The 13,933-nt window shown below is 34.8% G+C and carries 16 protein-coding genes; 4 read left to right on the top strand and 12 right to left on the bottom strand.

Annotation, left to right across the window (positions count from 1 at the left end; translation table 11 throughout):
- The first annotated feature begins 148 nt into the window (after nt 1–148).
- Nucleotides 149–1,120, top strand: coding sequence for an ion channel (locus NZ698_RS10620; protein WP_263003084.1), 972 nt, complete (start codon nt 149–151; stop codon nt 1,118–1,120).
- Nucleotides 1,120–1,608, top strand: coding sequence for a YkgJ family cysteine cluster protein (locus tag NZ698_RS10625; RefSeq protein WP_263003085.1), 489 nt, complete (start codon nt 1,120–1,122; stop codon nt 1,606–1,608). The genes NZ698_RS10620 and NZ698_RS10625 overlap by 1 nt, the downstream gene beginning before the upstream one ends.
- A gap of 166 nt (nt 1,609–1,774) precedes the next feature.
- Here NZ698_RS10625 and NZ698_RS10630 read toward each other — a convergent pair whose 3' ends face one another.
- From NZ698_RS10630 to NZ698_RS10645, 4 genes are all read right to left on the bottom strand, one after another.
- Nucleotides 1,775–2,143 (bottom strand): iron chaperone, encoded by a 369-nt coding sequence (locus tag NZ698_RS10630; RefSeq protein WP_263003086.1) that lies wholly within the window; start codon nt 2,141–2,143, stop codon nt 1,775–1,777.
- A gap of 140 nt (nt 2,144–2,283) precedes the next feature.
- A complete protein-coding gene (gdhA, locus tag NZ698_RS10635; protein ID WP_263003087.1) occupies nt 2,284–3,642 on the bottom strand; it encodes an NADP-specific glutamate dehydrogenase in 1,359 nt (452 codons plus the stop codon).
- 191 nt (nt 3,643–3,833) lie between these two features.
- Entirely contained in the window at nt 3,834–4,943 is a 1,110-nt protein-coding gene (gene dprA, locus NZ698_RS10640) for a DNA-processing protein DprA (RefSeq protein WP_263003088.1), read from the bottom strand.
- Between the two features lie 39 nt (nt 4,944–4,982).
- Complete coding sequence (locus NZ698_RS10645; protein WP_263003089.1) at nt 4,983–5,750, bottom strand: rhomboid family intramembrane serine protease; 768 nt, start codon at nt 5,748–5,750, stop codon at nt 4,983–4,985.
- A 214-nt stretch (nt 5,751–5,964) separates the two neighbouring features.
- Here NZ698_RS10645 and NZ698_RS10650 point away from each other — a divergent pair, with 214 nt between their 5' ends.
- On the top strand, nt 5,965–6,897 hold the full coding sequence (locus NZ698_RS10650; protein WP_263003090.1) for a DUF3078 domain-containing protein: 933 nt from the start codon (nt 5,965–5,967) through the stop codon (nt 6,895–6,897).
- 71 nt (nt 6,898–6,968) lie between these two features.
- Here the strand turns inward: NZ698_RS10650 and sufD are convergent, their stop codons facing one another.
- From sufD to NZ698_RS10680, 6 genes are all read right to left on the bottom strand, one after another.
- Nucleotides 6,969–8,276, bottom strand: a complete 1,308-nt coding sequence (sufD, locus tag NZ698_RS10655) for a Fe-S cluster assembly protein SufD (RefSeq protein WP_263003411.1) — start codon at nt 8,274–8,276, stop codon at nt 6,969–6,971.
- Between the two features lie 114 nt (nt 8,277–8,390).
- Nucleotides 8,391–9,134, bottom strand: coding sequence for a Fe-S cluster assembly ATPase SufC (gene sufC / locus NZ698_RS10660; RefSeq protein ID WP_056083605.1), 744 nt, complete (start codon nt 9,132–9,134; stop codon nt 8,391–8,393).
- A gap of 6 nt (nt 9,135–9,140) precedes the next feature.
- Nucleotides 9,141–9,413, bottom strand: a complete 273-nt coding sequence (locus NZ698_RS10665; protein WP_263003091.1) for a Txe/YoeB family addiction module toxin — start codon at nt 9,411–9,413, stop codon at nt 9,141–9,143.
- Nucleotides 9,404–9,580, bottom strand: coding sequence for a DUF2683 family protein (locus tag NZ698_RS10670; RefSeq protein WP_263003092.1), 177 nt, complete (start codon nt 9,578–9,580; stop codon nt 9,404–9,406). The genes NZ698_RS10665 and NZ698_RS10670 overlap by 10 nt, the downstream gene beginning before the upstream one ends.
- Nucleotides 9,581–9,631: 51 nt before the next feature.
- Nucleotides 9,632–11,080 (bottom strand): Fe-S cluster assembly protein SufB, encoded by a 1,449-nt coding sequence (gene sufB / locus NZ698_RS10675; protein WP_263003093.1) that lies wholly within the window; start codon nt 11,078–11,080, stop codon nt 9,632–9,634.
- 66 nt (nt 11,081–11,146) lie between these two features.
- Entirely contained in the window at nt 11,147–11,476 is a 330-nt protein-coding gene (locus NZ698_RS10680; protein WP_263003094.1) for a HesB/IscA family protein, read from the bottom strand.
- 145 nt (nt 11,477–11,621) lie between these two features.
- Between NZ698_RS10680 and NZ698_RS10685 the strand changes: the two genes are divergently transcribed.
- On the top strand, nt 11,622–12,461 hold the full coding sequence (locus NZ698_RS10685; protein ID WP_263003095.1) for a GLPGLI family protein: 840 nt from the start codon (nt 11,622–11,624) through the stop codon (nt 12,459–12,461).
- Nucleotides 12,462–12,501: 40 nt separating this feature from the next.
- On the opposite strand, the gene ypfJ is transcribed toward NZ698_RS10685, so the two are convergent.
- On the bottom strand, nt 12,502–13,353 hold the full coding sequence (gene ypfJ / locus NZ698_RS10690) for a KPN_02809 family neutral zinc metallopeptidase (protein WP_263003096.1): 852 nt from the start codon (nt 13,351–13,353) through the stop codon (nt 12,502–12,504).
- A gap of 51 nt (nt 13,354–13,404) precedes the next feature.
- On the bottom strand, nt 13,405–13,929 hold the full coding sequence (gene ribH / locus NZ698_RS10695; RefSeq protein WP_263003097.1) for a 6,7-dimethyl-8-ribityllumazine synthase: 525 nt from the start codon (nt 13,927–13,929) through the stop codon (nt 13,405–13,407).
- Nucleotides 13,930–13,933 lie beyond the last annotated feature (4 nt).

Consider the following 13,933-nt stretch of genomic DNA (forward strand, 5'->3'; position numbering starts at 1 on the left):
CAAATCATGGCGATTTCATATGTCAAATTTAGCTTAAAATTAAATGTAAAATTCAATCTTCAAATTGATAAATTTCATGGAAACAATATTTTATCTTTGTAAATTATTTTATCTTTTTTAAAAGAATATCGCAAGTGATTTAGAAAATATGGCAAAAGGTTTCAGAAAAAGGATCAGTCAGGAAAACTCCGAAAACAGTGGTTTCGGAAGTCGTGCTTCGGGAAGATTCATCAATAAAGACGGGCTTCCGAACGTAAGAAGAAGAGGTGTCAATGTTTTCAACAGATTAAGTTGGTATCACACGATGCTGAATTTGTCGTCATTTCGATTCATCGCTTATCTGGTGTTAATGTATATTTTCATTAATCTGATTTTTGCGTGCATCTACTATCTGATTGGAGTAGAACATCTTACGGGAATCGATAAAAGCAATCCGTTGGATGAATTTATCGATGTATTTTTCTTCAGTTCACAGACTTTTACAACGGTTGGTTATGGTAGAATTGCTCCTGTAGGATTTTTGGCAAGTTTGGTTGCTACTTTTGAGGCATTTTTGGGATTGCTTACCTTTGCAATTGCAACGGGTTTGTTTTACGGAAGATTTTCAAGGCCTAGAGCTTATCTCAGGTTTTCAGATATTGCGGTGATTGCTCCTTTTCAAGGTGTTACAGCTTTAATGTTCAGATTGGCTCCGTATAAAAATAATGCTTTAACGGATGCTGATGTTACTCTTTCAACTGCCATTGAAATCAATGAAGAAGGAACTACGAAAAGCAATTTTTACCGATTGGAAACACAATTAAGTAAAATCAATACTTTATCTCTAAACTGGACGGTTGTTCATAAAATTGATGAAAATTCTCCATTTTCAGGATTTTCTGCAGATGATTTTAAAAATACAAATATTGAAATCATTGTTCACGTACGAGCATTTGACGAAGTATTTTCAAATACAGTTGTTCAGAGAGCATCTTATGTGTCGAAGGAAATCATTTACGGAGCAAAATTTATCCCGATGTATTATCCTGATCAGGAGAAAGATTCCACCGTGTTGGATCTTGATAAAATTAATGAATACGAAAAAGCAGAACTTCCTGTTTTTGAAACGGAAAGATCATAATGGATTTAGAATTATACAAAAAACAGGCTTTACAAAGGCAAAAAGATCATAAAAAATTTCTGGAAGGTTTAAAAAAGAAGCCTCCTAAAAACCTTGATTATATTGTTCAGGAAACTCATGAAGAGGTTTTTGAAAAAATTGATTGTCTTCAATGCGCAAACTGTTGTAGAACTACAGGACCATTGTATACAGAGAAAGATATAGAGCGAATTTCCAAGCACCTTCGTATGAAACAGGCTGATTTTGAAGCAAAATTTTTGCGTGTTGATGAAGATAATGATAAAGTTCTGCAGAATTTACCTTGCTTTTTTCTGAATGAGGATAATACGTGTTCGATCTATGATGTTCGTCCGAAAGCGTGCAGAGAATATCCTCATACAGACCGAAAGAAAATCTATCAAATTAATGATTTGATGATAAAAAATACGGTCATTTGCCCCGCTGCTTTTGAGTTTGTGGAGAGCATGATGAAGAATCTAAATAAATAATTCTGAATCTTAAATATTTGCAAAATCTTATAAAGTTTCGTTAAAACCTTCTTTACAAATAATTTATTTCAAAAGGGATCGTTTTATAAATAAATCAATCCCCAATTGGTTTTATCATAGAAGTAGTTTTTTATATAAGTAAAATGGAATCCTGAAATTTAATGTTTCAGGATTTTTTCTGATCGATTTCCATCATTCTGAACTGTGTTATTTTTTCGATTAAATCTAAAGGCAGATTTTCAGTCAGAGGAAATTGAACTGCACCTTTGGAAAACTTATATTTTCTTTCATTAAAATCATTCTGAAACTCTTTAATTCCTTCAGCTCCAGGATAAAAACCAATATGTTTTTTGTATCCCGCAAAATAGATTAAAGGCTTTTTTTTATACCTGAAAGCAGGCATTTGGTAACCAATGTATTCTTCAATTTCGGGATCTTGTAAATGAATAATTTTTCTTATAATTTCAAATTTCTCCTGAATATCTTCCGGAAATAGCAGATAATATTCTTCAATATTTTTAAATATGTTTTTCATTTTAAATCCTTTTCATAAAGATAAAAAAAGCGCTGAATAAATTCAACGCTTTCCTCTTTCACTATTACTATTTTTCCCATTTATAATCCCGGGACAGGTTGTAAGAAAAAAGGCCGGGAAAACTTCCCGACCTTTATATTTTATACTACACCTTGAGCAAGCATTGCTTCTGCTACCTTTACGAATCCGGCGATGTTTGCGCCTTTTACGTAGTTCACATAGCCATCTTCCTCTTTTCCATAGTCTCTACAAGCTTTGTGGATTCCGATCATGATCTCTTTCAATCTTGCATCAACTTCTTCAGAAGTCCAGTTTAGTCTGATTGAGTTTTGAGTCATTTCCAAACCTGAAGTAGCAACACCACCTGCGTTAGAAGCTTTCCCCGGAGAGAACAATACTTTGTTGTCAAGGAAATAATTGATAGCATCTAATGTAGAAGGCATATTTGCGGCTTCTGTTACACAAAGGCAACCGTTTTCTACCAATAATTTAGCATCTTCTAGGTCTAATTCGTTTTGAGTTGCAGAAGGAATTGCGACATCACACTTCACTTCCCAAGGACGTTTTCCTGCGTAGAATATTGCAGAAGGATATTTTTTAGCATAATCTTCAGCTCTGTTATTACCAGAAGATCTTAATTCTAATAAATAATCGATTTTTTCTCCGTCGATACCGTCTTTATCGTAAACATAACCGTCCGGACCAGAAAGAGTAACCACTTTTCCGCCAAGTTCTGATATTTTTTTGATAACTCCCCATGCTACGTTACCGAAACCTGAAACTGTTACTGTTTTATCTTTAAATGTTTGTCCGATAGTTTTCAGCATTTGCTCAGCGAAGTAAACAACACCATAACCTGTAGCTTCAGGACGGATTAATGAACCACCGTAAGCAAGACCTTTTCCTGTAAGAACTCCGGTAAATTCGTTTCTGATTTTCTTATATTGTCCGAATAAATATCCGATTTCTCTTGCTCCAACACCGATATCTCCTGCAGGAACGTCAGTTTCCGGACCAATGTGCTTACACAATTCTGTCATGAAAGCCTGGCAAAAACGCATTACTTCCATATCCGTTTTTCCTTGCGGGTCAAAATCTGAACCTCCTTTTCCTCCTCCCATAGGAAGCGTAGTCAATGAGTTTTTAAATACCTGCTCAAAAGCTAAGAATTTAAGTACAGAAAGGTTCACCGTAGGATGGAAACGAATTCCTCCTTTGTAAGGTCCGATTGCAGAGTTCATCTGAATTCTGAAACCTCTGTTTACCTGAATCTCTCCTTTGTCATCAACCCATGGAACTCTGAAAATAATAATTCTTTCAGCTTCAGCCATTCTCTCAAGAAGCTTCATGCCGGTATATTCTTTTCTGGTTAAAATAAACGGAATTACAGTTACAGCAACTTCTTTAACTGCCTGTAAGAATTCCGGTTCGTTAGGGTTTTTCGCCTCAATTTTAGCGATAAATTCCTGGATTTTCTGGTCAATATTATATTGTTCCATATTAGGTAGGGTTGAATATTATGTCAACAAATTTAATTTTTTTTTCAAGATTCACAATAGCTTATTTAATATTTGCTGATAATTCAATAATAATGTCGAGGAATATTATTAAATTGATAATTATGAATTAAATTTTGTTAAAAATTAAATGTTATATGTGAAATAATGAAATATTAAGAAATCGTTAATTCTCAAATAGCTATAAATTGTCTCCCGGAAAATGATTTTACTTTACCTAAAAGCTCTAATTCTAAAATGACAGGCAGAATTTTGTGTGAAGCTACAGAAATTTTCTCTGCCAAATCATCTAATGTAAGGTGAGGATTTTCTACGATTTTTGTATATATTAATTCTTGATTTTCAGATAATTGAATTGTGATCTCACTTCGTGGAAAAAGTTCTGCAATCTTTTCTTTAGCATCATTAAATCCTGTCAAATCCAGTAAATCTTTTATAGTCGAAATTGCCGTTGCTTTATTTTGAAAAATTAGATGATTGCAACCCTGACTATATTTATCGGTAATTTTTCCGGGTAAAGCAAAAACATCTCTATTGTAAGTATTTGCAAACGTTGCAGTGCTTATAGAGCCACCTCCAAACGCAGTTTCTACCACAATCGTTGCCGGAGAAATTCCTGCAACAATTCTGTTTCTCTGAATAAAATTTTCTCTGTCCGGCTTTCGGGATGAATTAAATTCCGTAAACAAAGCTCCGTTTTCTTCAATGATTTTTTCAGAAAGTTTTTTGTTTTTTGAAGGATATAACGTATGAAAACCGTGAGCCAAAACTCCGAGGGTAGGGATTTGATGTTTTAAAGAATATTCATGAACTTCCTTATCAACACCTAAAGCTAAGCCGCTTACAGAAATGAATTGATGTGATTTCGATTCTTCAAAAAAATCTTCAATAAATTTTTTGCCATAAGCTGTAATGTTTCTCGTTCCGACTAAACTTATAGGTTTTAATTTTTTGTCGAAATTTCCCTTTTGATATAGAATTGCAGGGGCGTCATCGCATTCTTTCAGTAAAAAAGGCAATTCGTTTTGATGCCTTAAATTGATTTTTATGGAATTTTTTTCACAAAATAAAAGCTCTTTTTCAGCAAATTTCAGATGTTCAGGATTTCCAATGTCAGAAACTGTTTTGGTGCCTATTCCGTCGGTTTTACTAAGCTCTTTTTTCGAAGTTTCCCAAACGTTTTTTGCACTTCCGAAACTGCGGACGAGTTTAAAAAAATTGATATCACCTATAAAATTACATTCACGCAAAGCGATGGAATAGAGATGTTCTTCAGAATACATTTGTGTTTTATTTTCTCCAAATGTAATAAAAATTGTGAATTATTTTTTTCTTATCTCTTCTAAATGATCCCAAAGATCTTCATTTTTTTTGTAAGGTAATTCGAGGAAATCTTCAGGATGGTTTTCTTTATATTCCTGCCACAATTTGTCATCTTTTTCGCTGTAATAATTAGGAAATTCCCAGATAAATCTTTTCTTTTTGTCACCAATATTTTTAAAAACAAAAGCTAAAATACTTCCCACAACTGCGCCGGACAAATGAGCCTGCCACGAAATTTTACTTGGTTCCTGCATATTGTAAAACAGTTCTTCAGGAAACATTCCCCAAATCAGACTTCCGTAGTATAAAACGACTAAAAGTGAAATGGTCAGCAAGGTCATATTCCATTTGAAAACTCCGCTGAAAAATAGGAAAAATGCGAGTACATAAACAATTCCACTTGCTCCGATGGTACAGGTGTACATGTATTCGCCTGTCAGAATGTCGATTGGCGGAAGCATCCATAGTAAAAGTCCCGTTGCAAGCCAACCCAAAATAAAAACTTTGTTGGCAACCAATGGATAGAACTGATACAAAAGTCCCATTAAGACAACGATAGGAATAGAATTTCCGATAATATGATCAATACTTCCGTGAAGTAGAGGTGACGTGATAATTCCTAACAAACCTTCCGGCAGCAAAGGAATAATTGCGCCAAAGCAACTTGCAAAAAAGCCCTGCATCTGTAAAAAGTATCCCAACCACATTGCTCCCAACATAAGTAGGGGATTGATGATAGCACTTTTGTAAATTACATTTTTAAACATACCTGGAATGTGTCAAATCAAAAGCCAACAATAAATTTCGGAAAATTTGTCGATGATTTTAATTTTTAAAAAATATATAAGACAAAAGGTAAGTTTTTTTAAGGTTTTGTATTTCAAATAATGACGTAAAATGAATTTATTACAAACCTTTGAAAATGTGAGAAATGCCATTTAACATTATATCCCTATTTTTGCATCTGGAAAAATTGAGATTATGAGAAAGATTTTCGTTTTACTTTTTATGTATTTAAGTGTTTATTCATTTGCACAGGTGGTGATCAGCGATTCTGCTGCAGTTGATACGATAAAAAAGCCAAGACATTGGTCTATAATTGCTAAAAACAGTGTGATGTTTAATCAGGCCGCGTTTTCAAATTGGGTCGGCGGTGGAGCTAATAATGTTGGTTGGTTGGCAAGTGCAAATTATAATTTGGTGTATGAAAAAGGACGCCATCTTTGGGAAAATATAATTATCCTGAATTACGGACAAAATACCACAAAAGGAGTGGGAACGAGAAAAACTCAGGATGTTCTAAACGTTTCAACAAATTACGGACGTCAGTTTTCAAAAAGCTGGTATGTTTCCACAGGAGCGAGTGTACTTTCACAATTCTCAGGTGGTTTTGAAGATGGAAATAATCCTGAAGCCAAGAAAATTTCGAACTTTATGGCTCCGGGTTATGTGAATGCTGGTTTGGGTATCACTTACAGACCGAACGATAATCTTACGGTAACTTTGAGACCCGCCAACGGAAGATTTACTTTTGTTTTGGATAAAGAATTGCAGTTGGCCGGAAATTACGGCTTAAAAGCAGATGGAGATTTTTTCCTAATGCAGATCGGTTTTTTGGGTTCTGCCATTTATAAAGTAAAACTGATGGAAAATATTGAAATGACCAACACAGGTTCGATATTCTCCAATTATCTTGAAAATCCTGATCACATGGTATTATCATACAATATGCTTTTAAACATGAAAATCAACAGGTTTGTTTCTTCAATCGTGACCTTAGATTTGATGTACGATCATAATCAGATTCAGAAAACCCAGTTGAAACAGACGTTAGGAATTGGCTTTGCCTACAATATTGATAATGGCGTAAAGCGTTCTGACCGAAAAGACAGTCAGTGGTGGTTAAAGAAATAAATTTAAAATCATTATAAAACGGGAAAAGCACTTCGAGTGAAGTGCTTTCTTTATTTATGTTTAATGGAAGTTTAAAACTCCATAGTAACTTCAAGTTTTTCAGCTAAAAGCTGCTCGATTTTTACTTTTAACGGCTCAATGTCGATGTTCTGCATTGCATCATTGGCAAAAGCGTAAAGCAGTAATGCCTGAGCTTCTTTTTTAGAAATTCCTCTTGCTCTCAAATAAAATAAAGCATCTTTATTCAACTGACCAACCGTACAACCGTGAGAACACTTCACATCGTCTGCGAAAATCTCCAGCTGAGGCTTGGTGTCAATCTTAGCACCTTCGCTCAGTAAAACGTTGTTATTTTGCTGGTAAGCGTTGGTTTTCTGAGCGATTTTATTTACAAATACTTTTCCGTTGAAAACCCCGTGAGATTTATCTTTGAAAATACCTTTGTAGTTCTGGTAACTCTGACAGTTTGGCGTATTGTGGTGAACTGCCGTGTGGTGATCTACCAACTGATCTTTCCCGATAATCGTAATTCCATTCATGAAAGAGTTGATATTCTCTCCGTTATGAATAAAATCAAGATTGTTTCTGATGATTTTCCCTCCGAAAGTAAATGTATTTACCGTCGTTAAGCTGTCTCTTTCCTGTTTTGCAAACGTATGATCTACCAGATAAGAAGTGTCGCTGTCATTCTGAATTTTGTGCCAGTCTGCTTTTGCATTCTGATAAGTGAAAATTTCAGTTACGGAATTGGTAAACACAAAACTTTCATCAAAATTATGGTGACTTTCAATGATTTCAACTTTCGCTCCTTCTTCTACAATCAGTAAATTTCTAGTGTTGTAGAATGTGTTTTCTTCCTGATTTTGAGAAAGGTAAAAAACGTGAATCGGTTTTTCGATGATCACATTTTTCGGAACTTTTAAAAAGAATCCGTATTTGCAATATGCCTGATTTAAGTTTGTAAAAGCTAAATCTTTTGCGGCAATTGTGTTAAAATATTTATCGAAAACATCTTTGTGATTCTCATCATTCAAAGCGTAGTTGAAAGACAGAAATTCTGCATTTTCGATAGAAATGTTTGAAAGCTCTTTGTGAAGCTGACCGTTTACAAAAACAATCCAGTCAAAATTTTCTTCTCCCAAATGAAGCTCATCAAGCTGTTCTTTGGTGATGTTGTGACTTTCTTTCGGGAAAAAATTATAATCTTTCTCCGTGATTTCTTTGATGTTGGTATACTTGTATTCTTCGTCTTTCTTTGTAGGAAAACCTTTGATTGCAAATTTCTGAAGCGCAATTTTTCTGTCGTCATCTAAAAATCTGTGACGCAGACTCTCCAAAAATTCACTGTGATTTTCTATTGTTTGATCGTATAAAGCCATTACTGATATTTCGGCCATCACACCTTTATTATAAATTTAATTTGTATCAATACCGCAGTTTCTCACTGCATTTTTGACTAAGGATTGATAAAAAACTTAACCAAAAATATTTTATTAGTTAAGCAACCAGTCGTATCCCTTGCTTTCCAATTCTAAAGCTAAAGATTTATCACCTGTTTTAATGATTTTTCCGTTTGCTAAAACGTGTACATAATCAGGCTCAATATAATTCAGCAATCTCTGGTAATGCGTAATTAAAAGCACTGCATTTCCTTCGTTTTTAAACTGGTTTACACCGTCTGCAACGATTCTTAATGCATCAATATCTAATCCAGAATCGGTTTCGTCAAGAATGGCCAATTTAGGATTCAACATCATCATTTGGAAAATTTCGTTTCTTTTCTTTTCACCTCCAGAAAAACCTTCGTTTAATGATCTTGAAAGGAAATCTTTTTTAATTCCAAGCTTTTCAGATTTTTCACGAATCATAGCAAGCATTTCTTTTGCAGGCATATCTTCAAATCCGTTGGCTTTTCTGTTTTCGTTCAAAGCAGCTTTAATGAAATTCGTCACAGAAACTCCCGGAATTTCTACCGGATATTGAAAAGAAAGGAAAATTCCTTTGTGCGCTCTCTCTTCAGGAGCATCTTCAATAATGTTTTCACCTTGAAAAATGATTTCGCCTTCCGTCACTTCGTAATCTTCTTTTCCTGCAATTACAGAAGAAAGCGTAGATTTTCCCGCTCCGTTGGGTCCCATAATCGCATGAACTTCGCCCGGCTTAATTTCAAGATTGATACCCTTTAATATTTGTGCGCCATCTTCAATTCTGGCATGTAAGTTTTTAATGTTTAACATACTTTTTTATTCGTAGTGTCCTTTTAAAGACAAAATATTTAATATTTCTATTGTATTCTCTTCGGTAATCTGATAAATAATTCTGTGCTCTTTATCAATTCTTCTTGACCAAAACCCCGTAAGATCAAATTTCAATGCTTCTGGTTTTCCTAGACCTTCATATGGATGAATTAGGATATCCTCAATCAGAGAAGTGATTTTTTTCATAATGGACTTGTTGCCGGATTTCTTCCAAAAAGCAATATCTCTCTGTGCCTTTTCAGAATAAATTATTTCCACAAATCCTCTGTTTTTATCTTAACGCCTTTACCTTCTTTAATACTCTTTTCAGCTTCTAAAATTTCTTTTACAAACTCAGGATTGTATGGATTTTCTTCTTTCTGCTCAATTTCAAAACCTAATGCTTTAGCAAGTGATTTAATCACTTCAAAATCTTTTTTCTTCAAATTTTTCAGAACAACTTCCATAATTTAAATTTTATTTAAAATTACAAAATTCTATCCTACAGAACCTTCCAAAGAAATCTCCAGTAATTTCTGAGCTTCAATGGCAAACTCCATTGGTAATTTATTTAAAACTTCTTTACTAAAGCCATTCACGATTAAAGCAATTGCTCTTTCGGTATCGATACCTCTCTGGTTACAGTAGAAAATCTGATCTTCACCGATTTTTGAAGTGGTAGCTTCGTGCTCCAGCTGCGCCGAAGGATCTTTAATTTCGATATAAGGGAAAGTGTGCGCTCCACATTCGTTACCCATCAATAATGAGTCACACTGTGAGAAGTTTCTCGCTCCTTTTGCGGATGGCATTACTTTTACCAATCCTCTGTATGAGTTTTGAGATTTTCCTGCAGAAATTCCTTTAGAGATAATCGTTGATTTTGTATTCTTTCCGATGTGGATCATCTTTGTACCTGTATCGGCATATTGATGATTATTGGTTACTGCGATAGAGTAAAACTCACCGATAGAACCGTCACCTTTTAAGATGCAAGAAGGATATTTCCATGTTACTGCAGAACCTGTTTCAACCTGCGTCCATGAAATTTTTGCTTTGGTTTCGCACAATCCTCTTTTGGTTACAAAGTTGAAAACTCCACCTTTACCTTCTTCATTTCCAGGATACCAGTTCTGAACAGTTGAATATTTAATTTCAGCATTATCCAAAGCAATCAATTCAACAACCGCTGCGTGAAGCTGGTTTTCGTCTCTTGACGGAGCGGTACAGCCTTCAAGATAAGAAACATAACTTCCTTCATCTGCAATTACAAGTGTTCTTTCAAACTGACCTGTTCCAGACTGATTGATTCGGAAATAAGTTGATAATTCCATCGGACATCTTACGCCTTTTGGAATATAGCAGAAACTTCCGTCAGAAAATACTGCGGAGTTTAATGCTGCATAGAAGTTGTCTCCTCTTGGAACCACTTTTCCAAGATATTTTTTTACCAAATCCGGATGATTCTTAATCGCTTCGGAAATTGAACAGAAAATAATTCCTTTTTCTGCTAAAGTGTCCTGAAAAGTTGTTTTTACAGAAATCGAATCGATAACAATATCAACAGCAACATTTGAAAGCCTCTTCTGTTCTTCAATGTTGATTCCTAATTTGGCAAAAGTTGCCAGTAATTCAGGATCCACTTCATCTAAGCTTGCCAGTTCCGGTTTAGCTTTCGGTGCAGCGTAATATTTAATTGCCTGAAAATCCGGTTTTTGATATTTGATGTTTGCCCATTCAGGCTCTGTCATTTTCAGCCAGATTCTGAAAGATTCCAAACGCCATTCTGTCATCCATTCCGGCTCTTCTTTTTTAGCAGAAATAGCACGGACGATGTCTTCGTTTAAGCCTGTCGGGAAATCTTCGTAATCGAGTATCGTTTCCCAGCCGAATTCGTATTTTTTATTTTCTAAATCGACTCTTAAGTCGTCTTCAGTATATTTACTCATTTTAATAGATTTTAGAAATTAGATTTAAGATTTAGATTGTTCTAAATCAATACTTCCAATGTCTAATTATAAGCTAAAACTCTCACCACAACCACACGTTCTGGCTGCATTAGGATTGTTAAAAACAAATCCTTTTCCATTCAATCCACCTGAGTATTCGAGGATGGTACCTGCTAAATAAAGAATAGATTTTTTTTCTACAACAATTTTGATGTTGTTGTCTTCAAAAACCTGATCTGTTTCTGTTTTTTTGTTGTCAAAACCCAAAACATATTCCAAACCAGAACAACCTCCGCTCTTTACCCCAACTCTTATATAATCTTCTGCCGGATTAAAACCATCTTCTGTCATCAGTTGAATGGCTTTTTCCTTAGCATGATCTGAAACTTTTATCATTGTATTTATTTAGAATGATTTAATGGTGCAAAAATACGAACAATAATCAGTATATAAAAATCGTCGTTTTTATTTTATCAATTTTTATCATCGATGGTTTAACTTTGAAGGTAATTTAAAATCAAAACTATAAATCCATTAAAAAATGAAAAAACTAGGCATTTTAGCTGTTGCGCTTTTGGCGCAGGTTACTTTCGCACAAACCAACAGATTTGTTTATCAGGTGACAATGAAACCTGATGCTTCTAATAAATCAGATATTAAAACTGAGAATGCTTATTTAGACATTTCACCAGAGAAATCTATGTTCTATTCTGAAAACAGAATTAAAAGAGATTCTGTAATGCAGGCTAATCGCCAAAGTGGTGGAGCGAGAGGTTTTAATAGAGATCAGATGGAAAGTTTGAGAACGAATATCAACTATTCTATTGAGAAAGATAAAAAAAATCAAAAAACACTTTATAAAGATCGTTTAGGAAGAGATCAATATTCTTATGAAGAAGACCGTCCATTAGATTGGAAAATTTTACCTGAAACTACTAAGATTGGTGAATATAAAGTTCAGAAGGCTGAAACTGATTTTGGTGGAAGAAAATGGACAGCCTGGTTTACAACAGATTTACCTTATCAAGACGGGCCTTATAAATTTAGCGGACTTCCTGGATTGGTTGTAAAAGCGGAAGATAGTAGTGGAGATTATTCTTTTGATTTAATGAAAAATTATAAAATCTCTGACTTTCCTGAGATGACGACATTCGGTAACATCATTAAAGTTAAAAGAACCGATTACGTTAAACAACAAGAGAAATTTAAAACAGATCCTATGTCATTTATGAATAGTCAGCGTGGCGGTGGAATTTCTGCTCCAATGAGAATCGGAGGTGGCGGTGGCGGAAATCAAAATTCCGGAGACATGAGAAAACGAATGGAAGAAAGAGTAAAAGAAGAGACAAAGAAAAACAGCAATCCTATTGAGCTGAAATAAATTAAAAAGACCTGAAGAAATTTCTTCAGGTCTTTTTAATTTATTTTAAAAGTTGATTGAAAGTATCTCCTTGCTTGATATCTCCGGAGTTATAACCTTTCATAAACCATTCTTTACGTTGTGCCGATGAACCGTGTGTAAAACTTTCCTGATTCACATAGCCTTGTGATCTTTTCTGAATGTTATCATCTCCCACAGCTTCTGCTGCTTCAACCGCAGACTCTAAATCACCTGGTTCAAGGAATTTCTCTCTTTCATTAGAATATCTTGCCCAAAGTCCTGCATAAAAATCAGCCTGAAGTTCAGTTGCTACAGATACTTTGTTCATTTCTTCCTCGGAGTATCTTCCACTTCTTCTCAATTGATCAGTTTTATCTAAAGTTCCTAAAAGATTCTGTACATGATGTCCCATTTCGTGAGCCAAAACGTAAGCAATTGTAAACTCTGTCACTTTAGCTCCAAATCTCTCTTGAAGTTCATCAAAGAAACTCATATCCATATAAACAGTTTGATCTGCAGGACAATAAAAAGGCCCCATTGCAGATTGTGCAGTTCCGCAACCAGATTGAGTTTGGGTTGTAAATAACACAACTTTTGCAGGTTGAAATCTCATACCGTTATCAGCAAAAATTTTTGTCCAGGTTTCTTCGTTTTCAGCGGTGATCATTTTAATAAATTCTCCGACTTGCTGCTCGTTTTGACTTAACTCTCTTTGTTCAGTCTGAGGTGCAGAACTTCCGCCTGAAGAAAGAATTGCAGAGGGATCTCCACCAAGGAAAAATACAATGGCAGCAATAATAATTGTTCCTAATCCACCACCTACAATTGCTCCGCCACCACCGGATCCTCTTCTGTCATCCACGTTACCGCTTCTATCGTCTGTCCATTTCATAATAAATAATTTTACAGGTAAAGTTAAAAATATTCTTTATATAGAAATCAATTAGACTTGAGAATTTCCAAAGCCAATACTTTCTTTTTTGTCAGAAAGGCTTCTTTTGAAATTAATCATGCTTAATGCTGTTACAGCCGCTTCTACACCTTTATTTCCTAAATCACCACCGCTTCTTGCGATAGATTGCTCTTTAGAATCGTCTGTCAGAACACAGAAAATAGTTGGAGTGTCGGTTAATATGTTACAGTCCTTAATTCCTTGTGCGACAGCATCACACACAAAATCAAAATGCGGAGTTTCGCCTCTGATGACGCATCCGATTGCGATTACTGCATCAAATTTACGCTCTTTGCAAAGCTGCATACTTGCATAATTCAATTCAAAAGCTCCCGGAACGGAAAATAATCTGATGTTTTCAGATTTTACGCCTTCTTTTTCAAGAATTTCTAGAGCTGCATCACGTAGATTATAAGTTACAAAGTCATTCCACTCAGAAAAAACAATGCCGATAGAAAAATCCTCGGCATTATTTATATGAAGTGGCTTGTAATCTGAAAGATTAACTGTTGCCATGTGT

Source organism: Chryseobacterium edaphi (assembly GCF_025628985.1).
GTDB classification, from domain to species: Bacteria; Bacteroidota; Bacteroidia; order Flavobacteriales; family Weeksellaceae; genus Chryseobacterium; species Chryseobacterium edaphi.

Excerpts from the sequence above, each read along its gene's own strand:
- NZ698_RS10650 (WP_263003090.1), top strand. The coding sequence starts at position 5,965 with ATGAGAAAGATTTTCGTTTTACTTTTTATGTATTTAAGTGTTTATTCA.
- dprA (WP_263003088.1), bottom strand. The coding sequence starts at position 4,943 with ATGTATTCTGAAGAACATCTCTATTCCATCGCTTTGCGTGAATGTAAT.
- NZ698_RS10625 (WP_263003085.1), top strand. The coding sequence starts at position 1,120 with ATGGATTTAGAATTATACAAAAAACAGGCTTTACAAAGGCAAAAAGAT.
- gdhA (WP_263003087.1), bottom strand. The coding sequence starts at position 3,642 with ATGGAACAATATAATATTGACCAGAAAATCCAGGAATTTATCGCTAAA.
- NZ698_RS10685 (WP_263003095.1), top strand. The coding sequence starts at position 11,622 with ATGAAAAAACTAGGCATTTTAGCTGTTGCGCTTTTGGCGCAGGTTACT.
- NZ698_RS10680 (WP_263003094.1), bottom strand. The coding sequence starts at position 11,476 with ATGATAAAAGTTTCAGATCATGCTAAGGAAAAAGCCATTCAACTGATG.
- NZ698_RS10645 (WP_263003089.1), bottom strand. The coding sequence starts at position 5,750 with ATGTTTAAAAATGTAATTTACAAAAGTGCTATCATCAATCCCCTACTT.
- NZ698_RS10630 (WP_263003086.1), bottom strand. The coding sequence starts at position 2,143 with ATGAAAAACATATTTAAAAATATTGAAGAATATTATCTGCTATTTCCG.
- NZ698_RS10620 (WP_263003084.1), top strand. The coding sequence starts at position 149 with ATGGCAAAAGGTTTCAGAAAAAGGATCAGTCAGGAAAACTCCGAAAAC.
- ypfJ (WP_263003096.1), bottom strand. The coding sequence starts at position 13,353 with ATGAAATGGACAGACGATAGAAGCGGTAACGTGGATGACAGAAGAGGA.
- ribH (WP_263003097.1), bottom strand. The coding sequence starts at position 13,929 with ATGGCAACAGTTAATCTTTCAGATTACAAGCCACTTCATATAAATAAT.
- sufB (WP_263003093.1), bottom strand. The coding sequence starts at position 11,080 with ATGAGTAAATATACTGAAGACGACTTAAGAGTCGATTTAGAAAATAAA.
- sufD (WP_263003411.1), bottom strand. The coding sequence starts at position 8,276 with ATGGCTTTATACGATCAAACAATAGAAAATCACAGTGAATTTTTGGAG.
- sufC (WP_056083605.1), bottom strand. The coding sequence starts at position 9,134 with ATGTTAAACATTAAAAACTTACATGCCAGAATTGAAGATGGCGCACAA.